17 protein-coding genes and 2 pseudogenes are annotated in these 17,336 nt (G+C 42.8%); 16 read left to right on the forward strand and 3 right to left on the reverse strand.

Annotated features, from left to right (window positions below):
- Nucleotide 1: 1 nt before the first annotated feature.
- Nucleotides 2-673: an L-serine ammonia-lyase, iron-sulfur-dependent subunit beta gene (sdaAB, locus tag HMPREF2885_RS00495; protein WP_000555868.1), complete on the reverse strand. Its 672-nt coding sequence runs from the start codon at nt 671-673 to the stop codon at nt 2-4.
- 241 nt (nt 674-914) lie between these two features.
- On the opposite strand from sdaAB, the gene HMPREF2885_RS00500 reads away from it, so the two are divergent.
- The 9 genes and pseudogenes from HMPREF2885_RS00500 (at nt 915) to mnmG (ending at nt 9,946) form a co-directional block, all read left to right on the forward strand.
- Entirely contained in the window at nt 915-1,547 is a 633-nt protein-coding gene (locus tag HMPREF2885_RS00500) for an aggregation-promoting factor (RefSeq protein ID WP_049519245.1), read from the forward strand.
- Between the two features lie 278 nt (nt 1,548-1,825).
- Nucleotides 1,826-2,632 (forward strand): annotated as a pseudogene (locus HMPREF2885_RS00505) (ABC transporter substrate-binding protein).
- 15 nt (nt 2,633-2,647) lie between these two features.
- A complete protein-coding gene (locus HMPREF2885_RS00510; protein WP_070656853.1) occupies nt 2,648-3,844 on the forward strand; it encodes an argininosuccinate synthase in 1,197 nt (398 codons plus the stop codon).
- A 27-nt stretch (nt 3,845-3,871) separates the two neighbouring features.
- A pseudogene (argH, locus tag HMPREF2885_RS00515) lies at nt 3,872-5,262 on the forward strand (argininosuccinate lyase).
- 161 nt (nt 5,263-5,423) lie between these two features.
- The gene (mnmA, locus tag HMPREF2885_RS00520) at nt 5,424-6,545 is read left to right on the forward strand and encodes a tRNA 2-thiouridine(34) synthase MnmA (protein ID WP_001282961.1); all 1,122 of its coding nucleotides are present in this window, start codon (nt 5,424-5,426) and stop codon (nt 6,543-6,545) included.
- A 21-nt stretch (nt 6,546-6,566) separates the two neighbouring features.
- Nucleotides 6,567-6,998, forward strand: a complete 432-nt coding sequence (locus HMPREF2885_RS00525; protein ID WP_000485110.1) for an SseB family protein — start codon at nt 6,567-6,569, stop codon at nt 6,996-6,998.
- Between the two features lie 149 nt (nt 6,999-7,147).
- Nucleotides 7,148-7,603, forward strand: coding sequence for an NUDIX hydrolase (locus HMPREF2885_RS00530; protein ID WP_000193660.1), 456 nt, complete (start codon nt 7,148-7,150; stop codon nt 7,601-7,603).
- Nucleotides 7,604-7,611: 8 nt separating this feature from the next.
- Nucleotides 7,612-8,043, forward strand: coding sequence for an NUDIX hydrolase (locus HMPREF2885_RS00535; protein ID WP_000989471.1), 432 nt, complete (start codon nt 7,612-7,614; stop codon nt 8,041-8,043).
- A complete protein-coding gene (gene mnmG, locus HMPREF2885_RS00540) occupies nt 8,033-9,946 on the forward strand; it encodes a tRNA uridine-5-carboxymethylaminomethyl(34) synthesis enzyme MnmG (protein WP_070656854.1) in 1,914 nt (637 codons plus the stop codon). The genes HMPREF2885_RS00535 and mnmG overlap by 11 nt, the downstream gene beginning before the upstream one ends.
- A gap of 36 nt (nt 9,947-9,982) precedes the next feature.
- Here mnmG and rnjA read toward each other — a convergent pair whose 3' ends face one another.
- Both rnjA and HMPREF2885_RS00550 read right to left on the reverse strand, forming a co-directional pair.
- A complete protein-coding gene (gene rnjA / locus HMPREF2885_RS00545; RefSeq protein WP_000331969.1) occupies nt 9,983-11,665 on the reverse strand; it encodes a ribonuclease J1 in 1,683 nt (560 codons plus the stop codon).
- A gap of 1 nt (nt 11,666) precedes the next feature.
- Entirely contained in the window at nt 11,667-11,900 is a 234-nt protein-coding gene (locus HMPREF2885_RS00550; protein ID WP_000639582.1) for a DNA-dependent RNA polymerase subunit epsilon, read from the reverse strand.
- 237 nt (nt 11,901-12,137) lie between these two features.
- Here HMPREF2885_RS00550 and HMPREF2885_RS00555 point away from each other — a divergent pair, with 237 nt between their 5' ends.
- The 7 genes from HMPREF2885_RS00555 to HMPREF2885_RS00585 all read left to right on the forward strand — a co-directional run bounded on the left by HMPREF2885_RS00555 (nt 12,138) and on the right by HMPREF2885_RS00585 (nt 17,310).
- The gene (locus tag HMPREF2885_RS00555; RefSeq protein WP_000407020.1) at nt 12,138-12,347 is read left to right on the forward strand and encodes a hypothetical protein; all 210 of its coding nucleotides are present in this window, start codon (nt 12,138-12,140) and stop codon (nt 12,345-12,347) included.
- 547 nt (nt 12,348-12,894) lie between these two features.
- Nucleotides 12,895-13,110, forward strand: coding sequence for a hypothetical protein (locus tag HMPREF2885_RS00560; RefSeq protein WP_000492028.1), 216 nt, complete (start codon nt 12,895-12,897; stop codon nt 13,108-13,110).
- A gap of 334 nt (nt 13,111-13,444) precedes the next feature.
- Nucleotides 13,445-14,128, forward strand: coding sequence for a tRNA (adenosine(37)-N6)-threonylcarbamoyltransferase complex dimerization subunit type 1 TsaB (gene tsaB / locus HMPREF2885_RS00565; protein ID WP_000865687.1), 684 nt, complete (start codon nt 13,445-13,447; stop codon nt 14,126-14,128).
- The gene (rimI, locus tag HMPREF2885_RS00570) at nt 14,125-14,562 is read left to right on the forward strand and encodes a ribosomal protein S18-alanine N-acetyltransferase (protein ID WP_000569849.1); all 438 of its coding nucleotides are present in this window, start codon (nt 14,125-14,127) and stop codon (nt 14,560-14,562) included. Before tsaB ends, rimI begins: the two co-directional genes overlap by 4 nt.
- Nucleotides 14,552-15,562, forward strand: a complete 1,011-nt coding sequence (tsaD, locus tag HMPREF2885_RS00575; protein ID WP_000655029.1) for a tRNA (adenosine(37)-N6)-threonylcarbamoyltransferase complex transferase subunit TsaD — start codon at nt 14,552-14,554, stop codon at nt 15,560-15,562. The genes rimI and tsaD overlap by 11 nt, the downstream gene beginning before the upstream one ends.
- Before the next feature lie 103 nt (nt 15,563-15,665).
- Nucleotides 15,666-16,529, forward strand: coding sequence for an XRE/MutR family transcriptional regulator (locus tag HMPREF2885_RS00580; RefSeq protein ID WP_000572849.1), 864 nt, complete (start codon nt 15,666-15,668; stop codon nt 16,527-16,529).
- A gap of 115 nt (nt 16,530-16,644) precedes the next feature.
- On the forward strand, nt 16,645-17,310 hold the full coding sequence (locus tag HMPREF2885_RS00585; protein ID WP_000720891.1) for a CPBP family intramembrane glutamic endopeptidase: 666 nt from the start codon (nt 16,645-16,647) through the stop codon (nt 17,308-17,310).
- The last annotated feature ends 26 nt before the right edge of the window (nt 17,311-17,336 follow it).

The raw sequence follows: 17,336 nt of genomic DNA on the forward strand, positions 1-17,336 counted from the left end.
CCTACTTAAAGAAATTGACATTGTGGAGATGAGGGATTTTTCGGATTTCTTCAATCGCCTCTTCGCAACTTCTACTATCGACTTCGATAATCATGATGGCTTTTTCTCCAGCTTTTTCTCTAGTCACATTCATCTGAGCGATATTGATATCAAAACGAGAGAGGGCTTCAGTAACATGGGCAATCATACCCGGAACATCCTGATGCACGATAATAATGGTTGGTGTGTTCATGTTGAGAGAGACAGCAAAGCCGTTAAGTTCCGTAACCTGGATATTTCCCCCACCGATGGAAATTCCTGTCACACTGATGGACTTGTGTTCATTTTTCACAGTAATTTTAGTGGTATTAGGATGAGGAGCGTTGCTATCTTTCTGAATGGTCCAGACAATCTTAATACCACGTTTATGGGCAATCTCTAGGCTATTTGGAATGTCGGGATCGTCCGTATCCATACCTAATATACCAGCGACGAGAGCAAGGTCAGTTCCATGACCACGGTAGGTCTTGGCAAATGAGTTAAATAATTGGAATTCGACTTCTGTCGGCGTATCATCAAAGATGGAAGAGACGATTTTCCCGATGCGAACAGCTCCAGCAGTATGGCTACTTGATGGGCCAATCATAACTGGTCCGATAATGTCAAAGACAGATTGAAAACGAAGTGAGTGCATCTGTTTCCCCTTACAAAGATTCTTATATCTATTATATCAAAGAATGGAGCTCTGCGCTTATTTCCCTTATCAAAAGCTTAAAATGATTAAAGATAGTATAAAATAAGGTCTTTTGTGACAAAAACCTCCTTAAAACGGTAAATATAAAACATTTTTGTAATATTTCTACATAAAACCGTTAAACAACGGTAACATTTAAAAGGTATCATAGATATATCCAATGGAAGGAGAATTTTTAGATATGTCATTAACAACTAAAAAAATTAAAACAACTATTGCAGGAGTAGCAGCTTTGCTTGCTTTCTTTGCTCCATCACTTGCATCTGCCCAAGAAACTGTAACTTACACAGTTAAATCAGGTGATACTCTTTCAGAAATCGCTGAGAAGTACAACACAACTGTTGAAAAATTGGCAGCGAAAAACAACATCAAAGATATTCATCTTATCTATGTTGACCAAGTTTTGGTTATCGAAGGAACAGCTTCAACTGTAGCTCCAGCAGCAACAACGGAAGAAACAGCTCCAGTAGCTACAGAAACAGTTGAAGAAGCTCCAGCAGCAACAACAACTTATGAAGCCCCAGCTGCACCTGCAACTCCAGCAGCTCCAGCAGCAGAAAGCAACACTGCAGCAGCTTCTACTGTAAGTGGTTCTGAAGCAGAAGCTAAAGAATGGATCGCTCAAAAAGAATCAGGTGGTAGCTACACTGCTACAAACGGACGTTACATCGGACGTTACCAATTGACAGATTCATACTTGAACGGTGATTACTCAGCTGAAAACCAAGAACGTGTAGCAGATGCCTACGTTGCAGGACGTTACGGTTCATGGACAGCTGCCAAGAACTTCTGGCTTAACAACGGTTGGTATTAAGAATAAAAGAGTCCTTTAGGGCTCTTTTTTTGTTTGTCTATAACAAAAAGTGTAAGGATCTTCTCAGCAATGCTCTATTTGTATAATTTCGACAAAATTCTTCAAATTATTTTAAAACTAAAATAGTATAAATAAGCTTATTATATGTAAAAATACATCATATAATAAGCTTTTTCTTGATTTAAATGAAATAAAATACAGTTTTTTCTTGACAAACGAGAACGAGAAGAGTATTATTTATACAATAATAAAGTATAAAAATAAAAGGAGGCTCTTCTATGAATAAAGTGAAGAAGGTGTTGATGACGATGTTTGGTTTGCTTATGTTTCCCTTATTATTTGCTTGTAGTAACACTCAATACCAAGGTGTTGAAGCCATTAAGGCTAAAGGAAAATTGGTGGTGGCCCTAAATCCAGAGTTTGCTCCATTCGAATACCAGAAATTGGTTGATGGGAAAAATCAGATTGTAGGTTCAGATGTTGAGCTAGCCAAAGCCATCGCAAAGGAACTTGGTGTAGAAGTGGAGTTCTCTCCAATGAGTTTTGACAATGTACTGGCTAGTCTTGATTAAGGTAAGGCCGATCTTGCCATATCAGGTGTTTCTAAAACGGAAGAGAGAAGTCAAGTTTACGATTTTTCAATTCCCTACTATACTTCGAAAAATAAGGTTATCGTAAGAAAATCTGACTTAACGAATTACCAATCAGTCCAGGATTTGGCTCAGAAAAAGGTTGGAGCGCAGAAAGGTTCTATCCAGGAAACTCTGGCTAAAGAAACCTTGCAGGATTCTTCTCTCGTTTCACTTCCTAAAAATGGAAATTTGATAACAGATTTGAAATCAGGGCAACTGGATGCGGTTATCTTTGAGGAACCAGTGGCGAAAGGATTTGTAGAGAATAATCCAGACCTATCCATCGCTGAGTTTGATTTTGACAATGACAAGGAAGATTCCTACGCTGTTGCGATGAAAAAAGACAGTAAAGAATTAAAAGAAGCGGTTGACAAAACCATCCAGAAGTTGAAGGATTCTGGGGAGTTGGACAAATTGATTGACGATGCTTTTAAAGCCTCTATCGAAAAATAGAAAGAAGGAAGAGAAATGAGTAAGGAAAAAGTTATTTTAGCCTATTCAGGTGGATTGGATACATCAGTTGCTATTAGGTGGTTAAAAAAAGACTATGATGTAATCGCTGTTTGTATGGATGTGGGTGAAGGAAAAGATTTGGAGTTCATCCACGATAAAGCTCTCAAGGTTGGGGCTGTAGAGTCTTATGTCATCGATGTTAAGGAAGAATTTGCTAACGACTATGTTTTAGTGGCCCTTCAGGCTCATGCTTACTATGAACAGAAGTATCCCTTGGTATCTGCTCTGAGTCGCCCTCTTATTTCAAAAAAACTTGTTGAAATAGCTCATCAGACGGGGGCAACCACAATTGCCCATGGTTGTACAGGTAAGGGAAACGACCAAGTTCGGTTTGAAGTCTCTATTGCAGCTTTGGATCCCAATTTAAAAGTAGTTGCGCCTGTTCGTGAGTGGAAATGGTCTCGTGAAGAAGAAATCCAATATGCAAAAGAAAATGGCCTTCCAGTTCCTGCTGACCTTGACAATCCTTACTCTGTCGATCAAAATCTTTGGGGTCGTGCAAATGAATGTGGTGTCTTGGAAAACCCTTGGAACCAAGCGCCAGAAGAAGCATTTGGAATCACATCTTCTCCAGAAGAGGCACCAGACAGTCCAGAATTTATTGACATTGAGTTTAGCTGTGGGGTGCCCATTTCCCTCAATGGAGAAAAGATGAAAGTGGCGGCTTTGATTCAAAAGCTCAATGAAATTGCAGGCAAACACGGTGTTGGTCGTATTGACCATGTGGAAAATCGCCTAGTCGGTATTAAGTCAAGAGAGATTTATGAGTGCCCAGGTGCTGTGACTTTATTGGCAGCTCATAAGGAGATTGAAAACTTGACTCTTGTGAGAGAAGTGGCTCATTTTAAACCTATTATCGAAAATGAGTTGTCCAATCTCATCTATAATGCTTTGTGGTTTAGCCCAGCAACTCAGGCTTTGATTGCCTATATCAAGGAGACACAGAAAGTTGTCAATGGAACTGCAAAAGTTAAACTCTATAAGGGGAACGCCCAGGTAGTGGCGCGGAAATCTCCAAATTCTCTTTACGATGAAAATTTGGCGACTTATACTAGTGCGGATACTTTTGACCAAGATGCGGCTGTTGGATTTATCAAGCTTTGGGGGCTTCCGACTAAGGTTTATTCAGAAGTTCAGAAAAATGTTGAGTAGTGACGCGATAGAAAGGGACGACAGGATATGTCGAAAAATACAAAATTATGGGGTGGTCGATTTGAAGGCACTGTGGAAGAGTGGGTAGAACAGTTCGGTGCGAGTATTTCCTTTGACCACCAGCTGGCAAAATTTGATTTGATGGGTTCCCTAGCTCATGTTCAAATGCTAGGACAGACTGGCATTTTAAGCTTGGAAGAGGCAGAGCAGATCCAAGATGGTCTGAAAGCTTTGTTGCGAGATTTAGAGGCAGGAAAGCTTCATTTTGATATTGCAAATGAAGATATTCATATGAATATGGAAGTGTTGCTGACAGAGAAAATCGGCCCTCTGGCTGGGAAACTACATACGGCTCGTTCTCGGAATGACCAAGTCGCAACGGATATGCACTTATATCTAAAGGAGCAGCTTGGCCATGCCTTGGATAAGTTGGCGAATCTGAATAGTGTTTTGCTGGATTTGGCTGAAAAACATGTGGAAACCATCATGCCAGGCTATACTCATTTGCAGCACGCCCAACCGATTAGTTTTGCCCATCATCTCATGGCTTATTACAATATGTTTCAAAGGGATAGCGAGCGTTTTGCATTTAACCTGAAACATACGGACCTATCTCCCCTGGGTGGGCTGCCTTAGCGGGGACAACTTTTCCAATCAATCGTCAATTATCGAGTGATTTACTGGGTTTCCAACAACCCTATACCAATTCCTTGGACGCAGTGAGTGACCGTGATTTTATCTTGGAATTTCTATCAAATGCCAGCATTTTGATGATGCATATGAGTCGTTTTTGTGAGGAAATCATCAATTGGTGCAGTTTTGAGTATCAGTACATTAGCTTGTCTGATAGCTTTTCAACGGGTTCGTCTATCATGCCCCAGAAGAAAAATCCTGATATGGCCGAATTGATTCGAGGGAAGACAGGACGGGTTTACGGGAACTTACTTGGACTATTGACCGTCATGAAGTCTTTGCCTCTGGCCTATAATAAGGATTTGCAAGAGGACAAGGAAGGCATGTTTGATACAGTAGAAACGATTTTAAATTCTCTGGATGTGTTGGCAGGTATGCTATCGAGCATGCAGGTTAATAAGGCCAAAATGCAGCAATCCACAGAGAATGATTTTTCGAATGCGACCGAACTGGCAGATTATTTAGCTGAAAAAGGCCTCCCCTTTAGAGAAGCGCATGAAATTGTAGGGAAATTGGTTCTAGACTCTATCAAGTATGGTAAAAATATCCAAGATTGGGATTTGAAGGAGTTGCAAGCCTACCATCCCTTGATTGAAGAGGATATTTATATCTACTTGCGTCCAGAAACCGCTGTTCAGAGACGGAATTCCTTAGGAGGAACCGGCTTTGAGCAAGTGAAATACCAGATAGAACAAGCGAAGAAAGAACTTAAAGGGGAAAATTGATTCGTTTGCAAAGGAAGAAAGAGAGGTTGAGGTGATTTATCAACCTCTTTCTTGTCTTCTCTAACCAAGCGTGTTATAATGAATACTGCTCAAGCGACCTTCAATCGTTGAAGCACACACGACCTTCAATCGTGAATAAACGAATAGATGGGAGACTTACCATGAGTGATAACTCTAAAACACGTGTTGTTGTAGGGATGAGTGGTGGTGTTGATTCGTCGGTGACGGCTCTCTTGCTCAAGGAGCAGGGCTACGATGTGATCGGTATCTTCATGAAGAACTGGGATGACACAGATGAAAACGGCGTCTGTACGGCGACCGAAGATTACAAGGATGTGGCTGCGGTGGCAGACCAGATTGGCATTCCTTACTACTCTGTCAATTTTGAAAAAGAGTACTGGAACCGCGTTTTTGAGTATTTCCTAGCGGAATACCGTGCAGGACGCACGCCAAATCCAGATGTTATGTGCAACAAGGAAATCAAGTTCAAGGCCTTTTTGGACTATGCTATGACCTTGGGAGCAGACTATGTAGCGACTGGGCATTATGCCCGAGTGGCGCGTGATGAGGATGGCATCGTTCACATGCTTCGTGGCGTGGACAATGGCAAGGACCAGACCTATTTCCTCAGTCAACTTTCGCAAGAACAACTCCAAAAAACCATGTTCCCCTTGGGACATCTGGAAAAGCCTGAAGTTCGCAGACTCGCAGAAGAAGCAGGACTTGCGACTGCTAAGAAGAAAGACTCGACAGGGATTTGCTTTATCGGAGAAAAGAACTTTAAAAACTTTCTCAGCAACTATCTGCCAGCTCAGCCTGGTCGCATGATGACTGTGGATGGTCGCGATATGGGTGAGCATGCCGGACTTATGTATTATACGATTGGTCAGCGTGGCGGACTCGGTATCGGTGGCCAACACGGCGGAGACAATGCTCCTTGGTTCGTTGTTGGAAAAGACCTAAGCAAGAATATCCTCTATGTCGGCCAAGGTTTCTACCATGATTCGCTTATGTCAACCAGCCTAGAAGCCAGTCAAGTTCATTTTACTCGTGAGATGCCAGAGGAATTTACGCTAGAATGTACGGCTAAATTCCGCTACCGTCAGCCTGATTCTAAGGTGACAGTACATGTCAAAGGAGATAAGGCAGAGGTCATCTTTGCGGAACCGCAACGCGCCATCACACCAGGACAGGCAGTTGTCTTTTACGATGGCGATGAGTGTCTCGGTGGCGGTTTGATTGACAATGCCTACCGCGATGGACAGGTTTGTCAGTACATTTAAGATTTTCTAAGAGGAAAGAGAATGTTTCAGTTTTTTAAGAAAAAAACGGCTAAAAAAGAGCAAACAATGAGCCTCTCTGACTATAAGAAAGAGTATTTGAGAGAGAAAACGACAGAGTCAATTGAAGCCTTGTTCAAGGAATTGAAACAAGCTAAAGTCTGGGTCCCCTTCAATCCGAATCTTCTGGATGAGAGTGATGAACAAGAAGGGGTACGACTAAAACCGGATATTCTGCGAAAGGGAGACGACTACTTCTATCCTTGTTTCTTAACTGAACAAGATATTCCCAGGGACTATTATGACCGTTTTTCCTGGTTGCAATTACCTCTTACGGACTGTTTATCTGTTGCGGAAGAGATAGGGGAGTTTCCGGTGAGAGGGATTGTTCTGGATGCCTTCTCTGACCCAGTCGAGATTGACAAAGGAGCTTTTGAAGCGATTCGCCAATTATAGTACATTTAGATTGACAAATTTTCTCAATTTGCTACAATAATAAAAGCAATAGAAATGATGGTCAAAGCTCATGGATGTTGCAGGCTTTTTTGTCCTGCACTTCTTTGGAGTTTTGACTGTTTTTGTGTCGTTTAAGGGAAAGGACAAAAATGACTCAACAAGACTTTCGGACAACAGTGGGAGACACGGTCTTTGGTGTTCGGGCGGCAGCCTTGATTCTCCAAAATGGCAAGCTCCTAGTTACTAAAGACAAGGGTAAATATTACACTATCGGCGGTGCGATTCAAGTCAATGAAAGCACGGAAGACGCGGTAGTCCGTGAAGTGAAGGAAGAACTAGGTGTCAAAGCTCAAGCTGGGCAGCTAGCTTTCGTGGTTGAAAATCGTTTTGAACAGGACGGTGTTTCCTATCACAACATCGAGTTTCATTACCTGGTGAATTTGCTTGAAGAAGCTCCATTGACCATGCAGGAAGATGTGAAAAGGCAACCTTGTGAGTGGATTGATTTGGATCAGCTCCAGAATATCCAGCTAGTTCCAGCCTTTTTAAAAACAGCCCTACCAGAATGGAACGGCCAACTAAAACACATTCATCTTGAGGAATAGGAGAGAAAATGATGGTTAAGCTTATTGCCCATGTACTTGTTCATAGTGGTGGTGATTATTTGCTCATTCAGCGTTCGGAAATTAAAAGAGGAGAACCCAACGTTTATCCAACTTACTGGGATATTCCTGGTGGCGGGGTTGAAAAGGGTGAACTTCCGCGAGATGGTGCTCTTAGAGAATGCATTGAAGAAGCGGGAGTTAGGCTAGATAGCAGTTCACTCAAGCTTCTTCACGAAGATAGTCAACTGGATACCTCTAAGGACACGGTTTTTACTCGCTTAGTTTATAAAGCAGAGTGGGTTGGGGAGAAGCCAATTATCAGATTAGATCCTGAAGAGCATACACACTTTAAATGGGTTACTATGGATCAAGCTCTAGAGGAGGAGAAGTTAGTTCCTTATTTGCGAGAAATTTTTGAAAGGTTAAGAAATGACTTATAATTTTACGGAAGAATACGATATTATTGTAATTGGTGCGGGACACGCGGGGGTAGAAGCATCCCTAGCAGCCAGCCGTATGGGCTGCAAGGTATTGCTTGCGACCATCAACATTGAAATGCTGGCCTTCATGCCTTGTAACCCGTCTATCGGTGGTTCTGCCAAGGGGATTGTCGTGCGTGAAGTCGATGCCCTTGGTGGTGAAATGGCTAAAACCATTGACAAGACCTACATCCAGATGAAGATGCTCAACACAGGGAAAGGCCCAGCTGTCCGTGCTCTTCGTGCGCAGGCTGACAAGGAACTTTACTCTAAGGAGATGCGCAAGACAGTTGAAAATCAAGAGAATCTGACCCTTCGTCAAACCATGATTGATGAGATTTTGGTGGAAGATGGCAAAGTTGTCGGTGTGCGTACAGCTACTCATCAAGAGTATGCTGCCAAGGCTGTTATCGTGACGACAGGGACTGCCCTCCGTGGGGAAATCATCATCGGAGACCTCAAGTATTCATCAGGACCAAACCACAGTCTGGCTTCGATTAACCTTGCTGACAATCTCAAGGAACTGGGACTCGAAATTGGTCGTTTCAAGACAGGAACCCCTCCACGTGTCAAGGCTTCCTCTATCAATTACGATGTGACAGAGATTCAGCCAGGAGATGAAGCGCCAAATCACTTCTCCTACACTTCACGTGATGAGGACTATGTCAAGGACCAGGTGCCATGCTGGTTGACCTACACCAACGGTACCAGTCATGAGATTATCCAAAACAACCTCCACCGTGCGCCTATGTTTACAGGTGTGGTCAAGGGAGTGGGACCTCGTTACTGTCCGTCAATTGAAGACAAGATTGTGCGCTTTGCAGACAAGGAACGTCACCAACTCTTCCTTGAGCCAGAAGGGCGCAATACAGAGGAAGTCTATGTCCAGGGTCTTTCAACCAGTCTACCTGAGGATGTCCAACGTGATTTGGTTCATTCCATCAAAGGTTTGGAAAATGCTGAAATGATGCGTACTGGTTATGCCATTGAGTACGACATGGTCTTGCCACACCAGTTGCGTGCGACTCTGGAAACCAAGAAAATCTCAGGACTCTTTACTGCTGGTCAGACAAATGGAACGTCAGGTTACGAAGAAGCTGCTGGCCAAGGGATTATCGCTGGTATCAATGCGGCTCTAAAAATACAAGGCAAACCTGAGTTGATTTTGAAGCGCAGCGACGGTTATATCGGAGTGATGATTGACGACTTGGTAACTAAGGGAACCATTGAACCTTACCGTCTCTTGACCAGTCGTGCAGAATACCGTCTCATCCTCCGTCATGACAATGCCGATATGCGTTTGACAGAGATGGGGCGCGAGATTGGCCTTGTGGACGATGAACGCTGGGCCCGCTTTGAAATCAAGAAAAATCAACTTGACAATGAGATGAAGCGCCTAGACAGTATCAAACTCAAGCCAGTCAAAGAAACCAATGCTAAGGTTGAGGAAATGGGCTTCAAGCCGTTGACAGATGCGGTTACAGCCAAGGAATTCCTTCGCCGTCCAGAAGTTTCTTACCAAGATGTGGTGGCCTTCATAGGGCCAGCTGCCGAGGACTTGGATGACAAGATTATCGAATTGATTGAAACAGAGATCAAGTACGAAGGCTATATTTCCAAAGCCATGGATCAGGTTGCCAAGATGAAACGCATGGAAGAAAAACGCATTCCAGCTAATATTGACTGGGATGATATTGACTCCATTGCAACAGAAGCCCGCCAGAAGTTCAAACTTATCAATCCAGAAACTATCGGCCAAGCCAGTCGTATTTCGGGAGTGAATCCAGCAGATATTTCTATTCTGATGGTGTATCTCGAAGGTAAAAATCGTAGTATTTCTAAAAATCAAGAAAAGAAAGCATAGAAAAAACAGCTCCGAAGACGGGGCTGTTTTGTTGATTTATTCTTCTTCATCTGGTGTGAGGATCATCGGGATGATGATTGGTTCACGTTCTGTATTTTCATAGAGGAAAGGACGAATGGCGTTGACAATAGCACCATTGACGGATTGTATGCTGGCGTCCTTATTTTTCAATGCGATACGAATAGCATTGAAGAGGATGCGCTGGCTTTGGCGAATCAAGTCTCCAGATTCTCTCATGTAGACAAAGCCTCGGCTGAGGATATCAGGACCAGACAAGATCATTTTAGACTTGAAGTCAACAGTTGCGACTGCTAGAACGACACCGTCTTCGGATAGATCACGACGATCTTTGAGGACAGCAGCGCCGATTTCACCGATACGATTTCCATCAACATAGATGTCTTGCGCGTTGAAATGGCCTGCGATACGGGCAGAGTTAGCAGTAAGGGCAAGCACATCACCATTGCTCATGATAAAGATATTGTCCTTCTCGACACCCGTATCCACCGCTAGTCCAGCATGGACTTTCTGCATACGGTATTCACCGTGGACAGGCATGAAGTATTTGGGCTTGATCAAACGGAGCATGAGTTTTTGCTCTTGCTGACCACCGTGTCCAGAGGTGTGGATATTGTTAATCTTACCGTGGATGACTTCGACACCAGCTTCAGAAATGATGTTAATCAACTTGTTGACGCTAGTAGTATTTCCAGGGATTGGGCTTGAAGAGAAGATAACGGTATCGCCGGGTTGGAGTTGCACTTGACGGTGGGTTCCGTTAGCGATACGAGAGAGGGCTGCCATTGGCTCGCCTTGACTACCTGTACAGAGGATCAGAACCTCGCCTGCAGGGTAGTCTTTGATTTCATTTGGCTCGATAAAGGTTCCCTTAGGAGCTTTGATGTAGCCAAGCTCGATCCCGTTGACAATGGCCTTTTCCATCGAACGTCCAAAGACCGCAATCTTTCGTCCAGTCTTAACAGCAGCATCTGTTGCTTGCTGGAGACGGAAGATATTTGAGGCAAAGGATGCAAAGATGATGCGTCCTTCGATACCTTGGATAATCTTCATGATGGACTGACCAACGACTTTTTCAGAGTTGGTAAAGGTTGGGACTTCTGCATTTGTCGAGTCAGAGAGGAGGCAGAGTACGCCTTCTTCACCAAGGGCTGCCATACGGTGCAAGTCTGCAGGTTCCCCAACTGGAGTAAAGTCAAACTTAAAGTCACCCGTACAGACGATTTTTCCTTGCGGGGTATGAATGACAATTCCCAAAGGCTCTGGAATAGAGTGAGTGGTTCTAAAGAAAGTCGCCTTGAGATTTTTAAAGGTCAACTCAGTGTTGTGGTTGATTTCGTATAGTTTGGCGTTGCGTAAGAGACCATGTTCTTCGAGTTTTCCACGGATCAAAGCCAGGGCAAGCGGTCCAGCGTAGATAGGGACATTTGCTTGCTTGAGCAGGAAAGGAATCCCACCGATGTGATCCTCGTGTCCGTGTGTGATCAAGACAGCCTTGACGCGGTCGATATTGTCTACGATGTAAGAGTAATCAGGAATGACATAGTCGATACCCAGCAAGTCATCTTCTGGGAATTTAATCCCAGCATCGACGATGATAATCTCGTCTTGGTATTCAATTCCGTATGTGTTTTTCCCGATTTCTCCCAGACCACCGATGGCAAAAACGCCGACTTCTTCAGGTTTAAGAGTGTAGGCCATATTAGAACTCCGTAATCTCGAAAGCGCCAGTTTCTTTTTCGTAATCTAGCAATTTGTCAGACAAGAGTTCGATATACTCGATGTTGTACTCTGGGCGGTTTTCTTCGACAAGTTGGCGAGCAGCGATACGGCCCTCAAGTTCTGAGTTGGCATCGATGTCTAGGTAAAGTGAGCGTGTTGTTTCACGACGTGGGCTACGTTCTTTTGTTTCTTGATAAAAAACTTTGTAAATCATATAGTTCCTTTCTATTTACAGGTCAGCTTATTCCAAACTTTTAGCAGAGATTTGCTTGATTTCATTCCATTTTGTGTCTAGATTGACCTTGATTCGTTACAATTATTTCAATTATACCACAAAATGAAAAATTAGTAAAAGACGGAAATGGAGAAAGTCGGGAGGGGAAGGAGGAGCAAAAAGACAGGTAGGATTTGGTCGGAGAGCGCTTAGGTGTTATAATTAAAGGGGGAATCTATGGAGATAGTAGGTTTGAGGAAGAATACAGTTCTAGTTTCATTAATCGTTGGTGTAGATGGTTGGGGCAGAATGATATCTTTGAAAAAAGAAAAAGCTCTTGAGAAATCTCAAGAGCAAATAAAAAGGCTGAGACAAAACTCGGGGATTTTCCTGGAGCAGTCCAGATGGCAGCACCTCTACCTGAAGCGAATGCATCGCAACCTTTGAATGACTTGTCACCAAATCAAACTCGATCTCAGCCTTTACTTAATTCTATCATCTATGAGGCTAAGAAGTCAATCTATAAGTATAACGATGTAGAAATAGCATGGAGTGGAGCGCTTACTAAAAGGTAAAGACAAGCACTTAATTTAAGAGTAAGCAAAAAGAGAGGACCAATGGTAGTCAGGGGTCTTTACAGCTCAAAGCTGAGGGCAGTCCCACACCCGTACCAGAAGTTGGTACCTTTGAACGCTCTGTTACCAGTCGCCCTACGTTATCCTCTCAATATTTATATTTTACTATAACTTACTGAGGGAATCAACTTTAAAAGCATCAAAAAGCTCCTGACCGAAGTCAAGAGCCATCTAACACTGGGGGCGAATTGTTCAATCGCAATTTCAGTAGAAACCAAAGTTTCAGGGATAGCACTGCAACCCGAAGAGTCAACGACTCAACCTGATTTTCCTACCAATGTTGAATTACATTTTAACATTGATAGACCAACATTGTCAACAGTTTAAATAAAAAAGGAATACCAGAAGGAGGATTAAGAATGTTTAGTTTGTTTGAATTTGCAGTAGGGGTTCGCCTCTTGATGTTTGTAGTCTTTGTAGCTTGTGTCTATGGGGGGAATGCCCTGTTTGTGCATCTGGAACACCGCAAAACAAAGTTCCTTTGGAAGCTTGCTTTTGTGACGCTCTATTCAATTTTTCTTCTCCTGGTCACCTATGTTGTCTGGTTCGTTTTCTACTTTGGTTTAAATGCCTAAAGTCAATTATTCATCTAAATATACAGAAAATCCACCTCGTCTTGATAGATGGGATGGACTTTTTCTATTTTTAGGTGCTATCTTTATTGTTATGACGATGATTTCTCAAATCGAAAATCGAGTTGAAACATAAATGCATGATCCAAATTTTTTACAAAGAACCTTTCAATTTCCTTGTTCACTTTTCTATTCAAAAAAGATATAACTTTTTTAAATTTTTTGTGTAGAATTGCTTGTCTAAGTGGCAGGCCTCTTTTGTTTCAAAACAAAGAAAATTCCCATGCGCTGGCTTTTGTAGTATAATAGTAAACAGACAAAAAGATAGGAATGTGTTATGAAAGTATTAGCTTTTGATACGTCCAGCAAGGCTCTTTCTCTAGCCATTTTAGAGGACAAGCAGGTTCTTGCCGAGACGACGATTAATATTAAGAAGAATCACAGTATTACCCTCATGCCTGCCATCGATTTTTTGATGGCCAGTCTGGATTGGACACCTAAGGATTTGGATCGAATCGTGGTGGCTGAAGGCCCAGGTAGCTACACAGGCTTACGAATTGCGGTAGCAACTGCCAAGACCTTGGCTCATACCCTGAACATTGAGTTAATTGGTATGTCGAGTCTTTTGTCTCTGGTACCGCGCCAACAAGAAGGCTTACTTGTTCCCCTGATGGATGCGCGTCGCAACAATGTTTATGCAGGATTTTATGAAAATGCCAAACCTGTCATGCCAGAAGCACACTTGTCCTTTGCGGAAGTGCTAGAAAAAGTCACGGATGCTGAACAGGTGACCTTTGTTGGAGAAGTTGGCCCCTTTGTGGAGCAGATCCAAGAACAGCTACCACAAGCTAGTTACCAGGAAACCTTGCCAAATGCAGCTAATCTAGCTCTTTGGGCATGGGACAAGAAAGCAGACTCCTTGCACGATTTTGTACCAAACTATCTCAAGCGTGTAGAAGCTGAGGAAAACTGGCTCAAGAACCATACCGAGTCTGGTGAGTCTTACATTAAACGCCTATGATAGAAATCAAACGAATCCAACAGCGACCTGCCCTAGCTCAAGCCATCTACGCTGTCATGGCAGCTGTTTACCCAGTCAGTCCTTGGACCCTGGAACAAATCCAAGCAGACCTGTCTCAAGACCAGACATGGTATGCTGTGGCTTATGATGGGGCAGAAGTGATTGGCTTTCTAGCTGTTCAGGAGAATCTCTTTGAGGCAGAAGTCTTGCAAATCGCTGTCAAAAAAGCCTATCAGGGGCAGAAAATCGCGACAGCCTTGTTTGACTTTTTGCCTGCCGACAAAGAAATTTTCCTCGAAGTCAGAAAGTCAAACCAACGAGCGCAAGCATTTTACAAGAAAGAAAAGATGGCGGTCATCGCTGAGCGAAAGGCCTACTACCATGACCCAGTCGAGGACGCCATCATCATGAAGAGAGAAATAGATGAAGGATAGATACATTTTAGCATTTGAGACATCCTGTGATGAGACCAGTGTCGCCGTACTGAAAAACGATGATGAGCTCTTGTCCAATGTCATTGCTAGTCAAATTGAGAGTCACAAACGCTTTGGGGGCGTAGTGCCAGAAGTGGCCAGTCGTCACCATGTCGAGGTTATTACAGCCTGTATCGAGGAAGCACTGGCAGAAGCAGGAATTACCGAAGATGACGTAACAGCCGTTGCCGTTACTTATGGACCGGGCTTGGTTGGAGCCTTACTAGTTGGTTTATCAGCTGCTAAGGCCTTTGCTTGGGCACATGGACTTCCGCTGATTCCCGTTAATCACATGGCTGGTCACCTCATGGCAGCTCAGAGTGTGGAGCCTTTGGAGTTTCCTTTGTTGGCACTCTTGGTCAGCGGAGGACACACCGAGTTGGTCTATGTTTCCGAGGCTGGTGATTATAAAATTGTTGGGGAGACACGAGACGATGCGGTTGGTGAGGCCTATGATAAGGTTGGCCGTGTCATGGACTTGACCTATCCAGCAGGTCGCGAGATTGATGAGCTAGCTCATCAGGGACAGGATATTTATGACTTTCCTCGTGCTATGATTAAGGAAGATAACCTGGAGTTTTCATTCTCAGGTCTCAAGTCTGCCTTTATCAATCTTCACCACAATGCTGAGCAAAAGGGAGAGAGCTTGTCCAAGGAAGATCTGTCAGCTTCCTTTCAAGCAGCAGTCATGGATATTCTTATGGCAAAAACCAAGAAAGCCTTAGAAAAATACCCTGTTAAAACCCTAGTCGTAGCCGGTGGCGTGGCAGCTAATAAAGGTCTCAGAGAACGCCTAGCAACCGAAATCACAGATGTCAAGGTCATCATCCCACCCCTACGCCTTTGCGGAGACAATGCAGGTATGATTGCCTATGCCAGCGTCAGCGAGTGGAATAAAGAAAACTTTGCAGGCTTGGATCTCAATGCCAAACCGAGTCTCGCCTTTGATACCATAGAATAAAGAGTCAGCTTGAAGCTGGCTTTTTTACTCCAGAAAGTGTCAGAATATTTTGACAAATCTGTAAAAATGATGATATAATATGTAAAAATTAGGAGGTGGTCAGATGATTGAGAGAATGGAATTGGGAGAGTTTTACAAGGAACTGCGCCTGGCGAGAAAACTCAAGCAGTCAGATGTGGCTTGTGATGGGCTGACAGCATCCCAGCTATCCAAGTTTGAACTGGGACAGTCTATGCTGTCTGCAGATAAACTGATACTAGCTATCCAAGGGATAAATGTGACCTTCGATGAGTTTGGACACAAGCTTAATAATTATCAGGAATCCCCACACATGCGATTTGGACGAAAGGTTGTAGATCGTTTTGCCCATCAAGATATAGCTGGCTTAGAGAAACTATTAGAGGAAGTCGAGCAGGAACAGATGGCGCAGACCTATCGTCGTTTGAATGCTATTGTGATCAAAGATGCTATCCATTCCTTGGATAAAAACTATCCGCTAGAAGAAGAGGATAGTGAGTTTTTGACTAGCTACCTCTATGCTATCGAGTCTTGGACCTGGTTTGAACTCTATATTTTTTGCAATACCATGCCCTTCTTGAGCAACCAAGATCTAATCTTTTTATCAACCTCTTTACTTGAAAAATCAAAGGAATTTAAAGAGTTAGTACACAATCGATTGTATATGAAACAAGGGCTGTTAAATATCATCTCAGAGCTCATGGAGCGCAAACTTTTTTCTTATATCCCAATCTTTGAAGCCGAGCTGGAGAGTATGCTCCGTCCATACGATGTTTTTGAGAAATTATTGTGGCAGTTTTTAAAGAAGATGAGCATTTTCCTTCAAACTAAGGGAAGCAATCAAAAAGAGATTGAACACTTTATCCAATCTCTGCAAATATTAGAAAATCCCCAATTAATAGCCCTTTTTGAACTACGCTTACAGCAATATAAAGAACTTATCGATTAATCCACTATCGCAAATGAGAGATTTCTATGAGAAAAAATGTCAAATATGCGATTTACTAAAATGTGGTGATTTCCGTGTTATACTATCCTTATTTCATAGTATAGGAGAAAATAGAATGAAAAAGATAATCTCACGCTACTACTTTTTTATAGCCGTTTTACTTGTCATTGCTGACCAGTTCTTTATTCGTCTGGTCTTACACAGCGACCTTGCTGCTGGTCTATCTGACTTTGCCTATTATTTGTCGGATATGCTGTTGAATTTTCTTGTGGTTTTGCTTGCTATTATTGTTATGATTTGGTCGGGAAAATGGCAGAAAATTAACAGTCGAAAATTTAGAGGTTCCTATCTTTTTTATTCCTTTTTAGCTCTTCTTGCTTTTGTTATTTGGAATTTCGTCACATTTTATCTTTTCCCATCTACCAAAAATGAAATTGCTTATCAACTGGATGTCCCTACTTTTACGGGAGCAACGGCATTTTTGATGTATTTTTTCTATCCTGTGATTGCAGGTCCCATTTTTGAAGAGATGATTTATCGTGGATTGGTGATGACCGCTCTGGAAAAAGGAAAGAAGTGGGGACTGGATGTGCTTGGTTCAGCTGCTTTGTTTGGAATCTTGCACATTAGTAACCACGGTTGGGTCTTGACAGACTTTTTCGTATATATGGGTGGCGGTCTCATATTTGCAGTCTTATTTAGAGTGACAAAGTCCATTTATTGGCCTATTGGACTGCACATAGTCTACAATGGCATTGGTCAAATTTTACCGTTGCTGTAATTTTAGGTGCTCAGCAATATCGGTCT

Source organism: Streptococcus sp. HMSC062H02, assembly GCF_001813005.1.
In the GTDB taxonomy this organism is placed as follows: Bacteria; Bacillota; Bacilli; order Lactobacillales; family Streptococcaceae; genus Streptococcus; species Streptococcus oralis_S.

What these genes read in the sequence shown, in the direction of transcription:
- sdaAB (WP_000555868.1), bottom strand. Translation starts at nt 673, where the DNA reads ATGCACTCACTTCGTTTTCAATCTGTCTTTGACATTATCGGACCAGTT.
- HMPREF2885_RS00500 (WP_049519245.1), top strand. Translation starts at nt 915, where the DNA reads ATGTCATTAACAACTAAAAAAATTAAAACAACTATTGCAGGAGTAGCA.
- HMPREF2885_RS00510 (WP_070656853.1), top strand. Translation starts at nt 2,648, where the DNA reads ATGAGTAAGGAAAAAGTTATTTTAGCCTATTCAGGTGGATTGGATACA.
- mnmA (WP_001282961.1), top strand. Translation starts at nt 5,424, where the DNA reads ATGAGTGATAACTCTAAAACACGTGTTGTTGTAGGGATGAGTGGTGGT.
- HMPREF2885_RS00525 (WP_000485110.1), top strand. Translation starts at nt 6,567, where the DNA reads ATGTTTCAGTTTTTTAAGAAAAAAACGGCTAAAAAAGAGCAAACAATG.
- HMPREF2885_RS00530 (WP_000193660.1), top strand. Translation starts at nt 7,148, where the DNA reads ATGACTCAACAAGACTTTCGGACAACAGTGGGAGACACGGTCTTTGGT.
- HMPREF2885_RS00535 (WP_000989471.1), top strand. Translation starts at nt 7,612, where the DNA reads ATGATGGTTAAGCTTATTGCCCATGTACTTGTTCATAGTGGTGGTGAT.
- mnmG (WP_070656854.1), top strand. Translation starts at nt 8,033, where the DNA reads ATGACTTATAATTTTACGGAAGAATACGATATTATTGTAATTGGTGCG.
- rnjA (WP_000331969.1), bottom strand. Translation starts at nt 11,665, where the DNA reads ATGGCCTACACTCTTAAACCTGAAGAAGTCGGCGTTTTTGCCATCGGT.
- HMPREF2885_RS00550 (WP_000639582.1), bottom strand. Translation starts at nt 11,900, where the DNA reads ATGATTTACAAAGTTTTTTATCAAGAAACAAAAGAACGTAGCCCACGT.
- HMPREF2885_RS00555 (WP_000407020.1), top strand. Translation starts at nt 12,138, where the DNA reads ATGGAGATAGTAGGTTTGAGGAAGAATACAGTTCTAGTTTCATTAATC.
- HMPREF2885_RS00560 (WP_000492028.1), top strand. Translation starts at nt 12,895, where the DNA reads ATGTTTAGTTTGTTTGAATTTGCAGTAGGGGTTCGCCTCTTGATGTTT.
- tsaB (WP_000865687.1), top strand. Translation starts at nt 13,445, where the DNA reads ATGAAAGTATTAGCTTTTGATACGTCCAGCAAGGCTCTTTCTCTAGCC.
- rimI (WP_000569849.1), top strand. Translation starts at nt 14,125, where the DNA reads ATGATAGAAATCAAACGAATCCAACAGCGACCTGCCCTAGCTCAAGCC.
- tsaD (WP_000655029.1), top strand. Translation starts at nt 14,552, where the DNA reads ATGAAGGATAGATACATTTTAGCATTTGAGACATCCTGTGATGAGACC.
- HMPREF2885_RS00580 (WP_000572849.1), top strand. Translation starts at nt 15,666, where the DNA reads ATGATTGAGAGAATGGAATTGGGAGAGTTTTACAAGGAACTGCGCCTG.
- HMPREF2885_RS00585 (WP_000720891.1), top strand. Translation starts at nt 16,645, where the DNA reads ATGAAAAAGATAATCTCACGCTACTACTTTTTTATAGCCGTTTTACTT.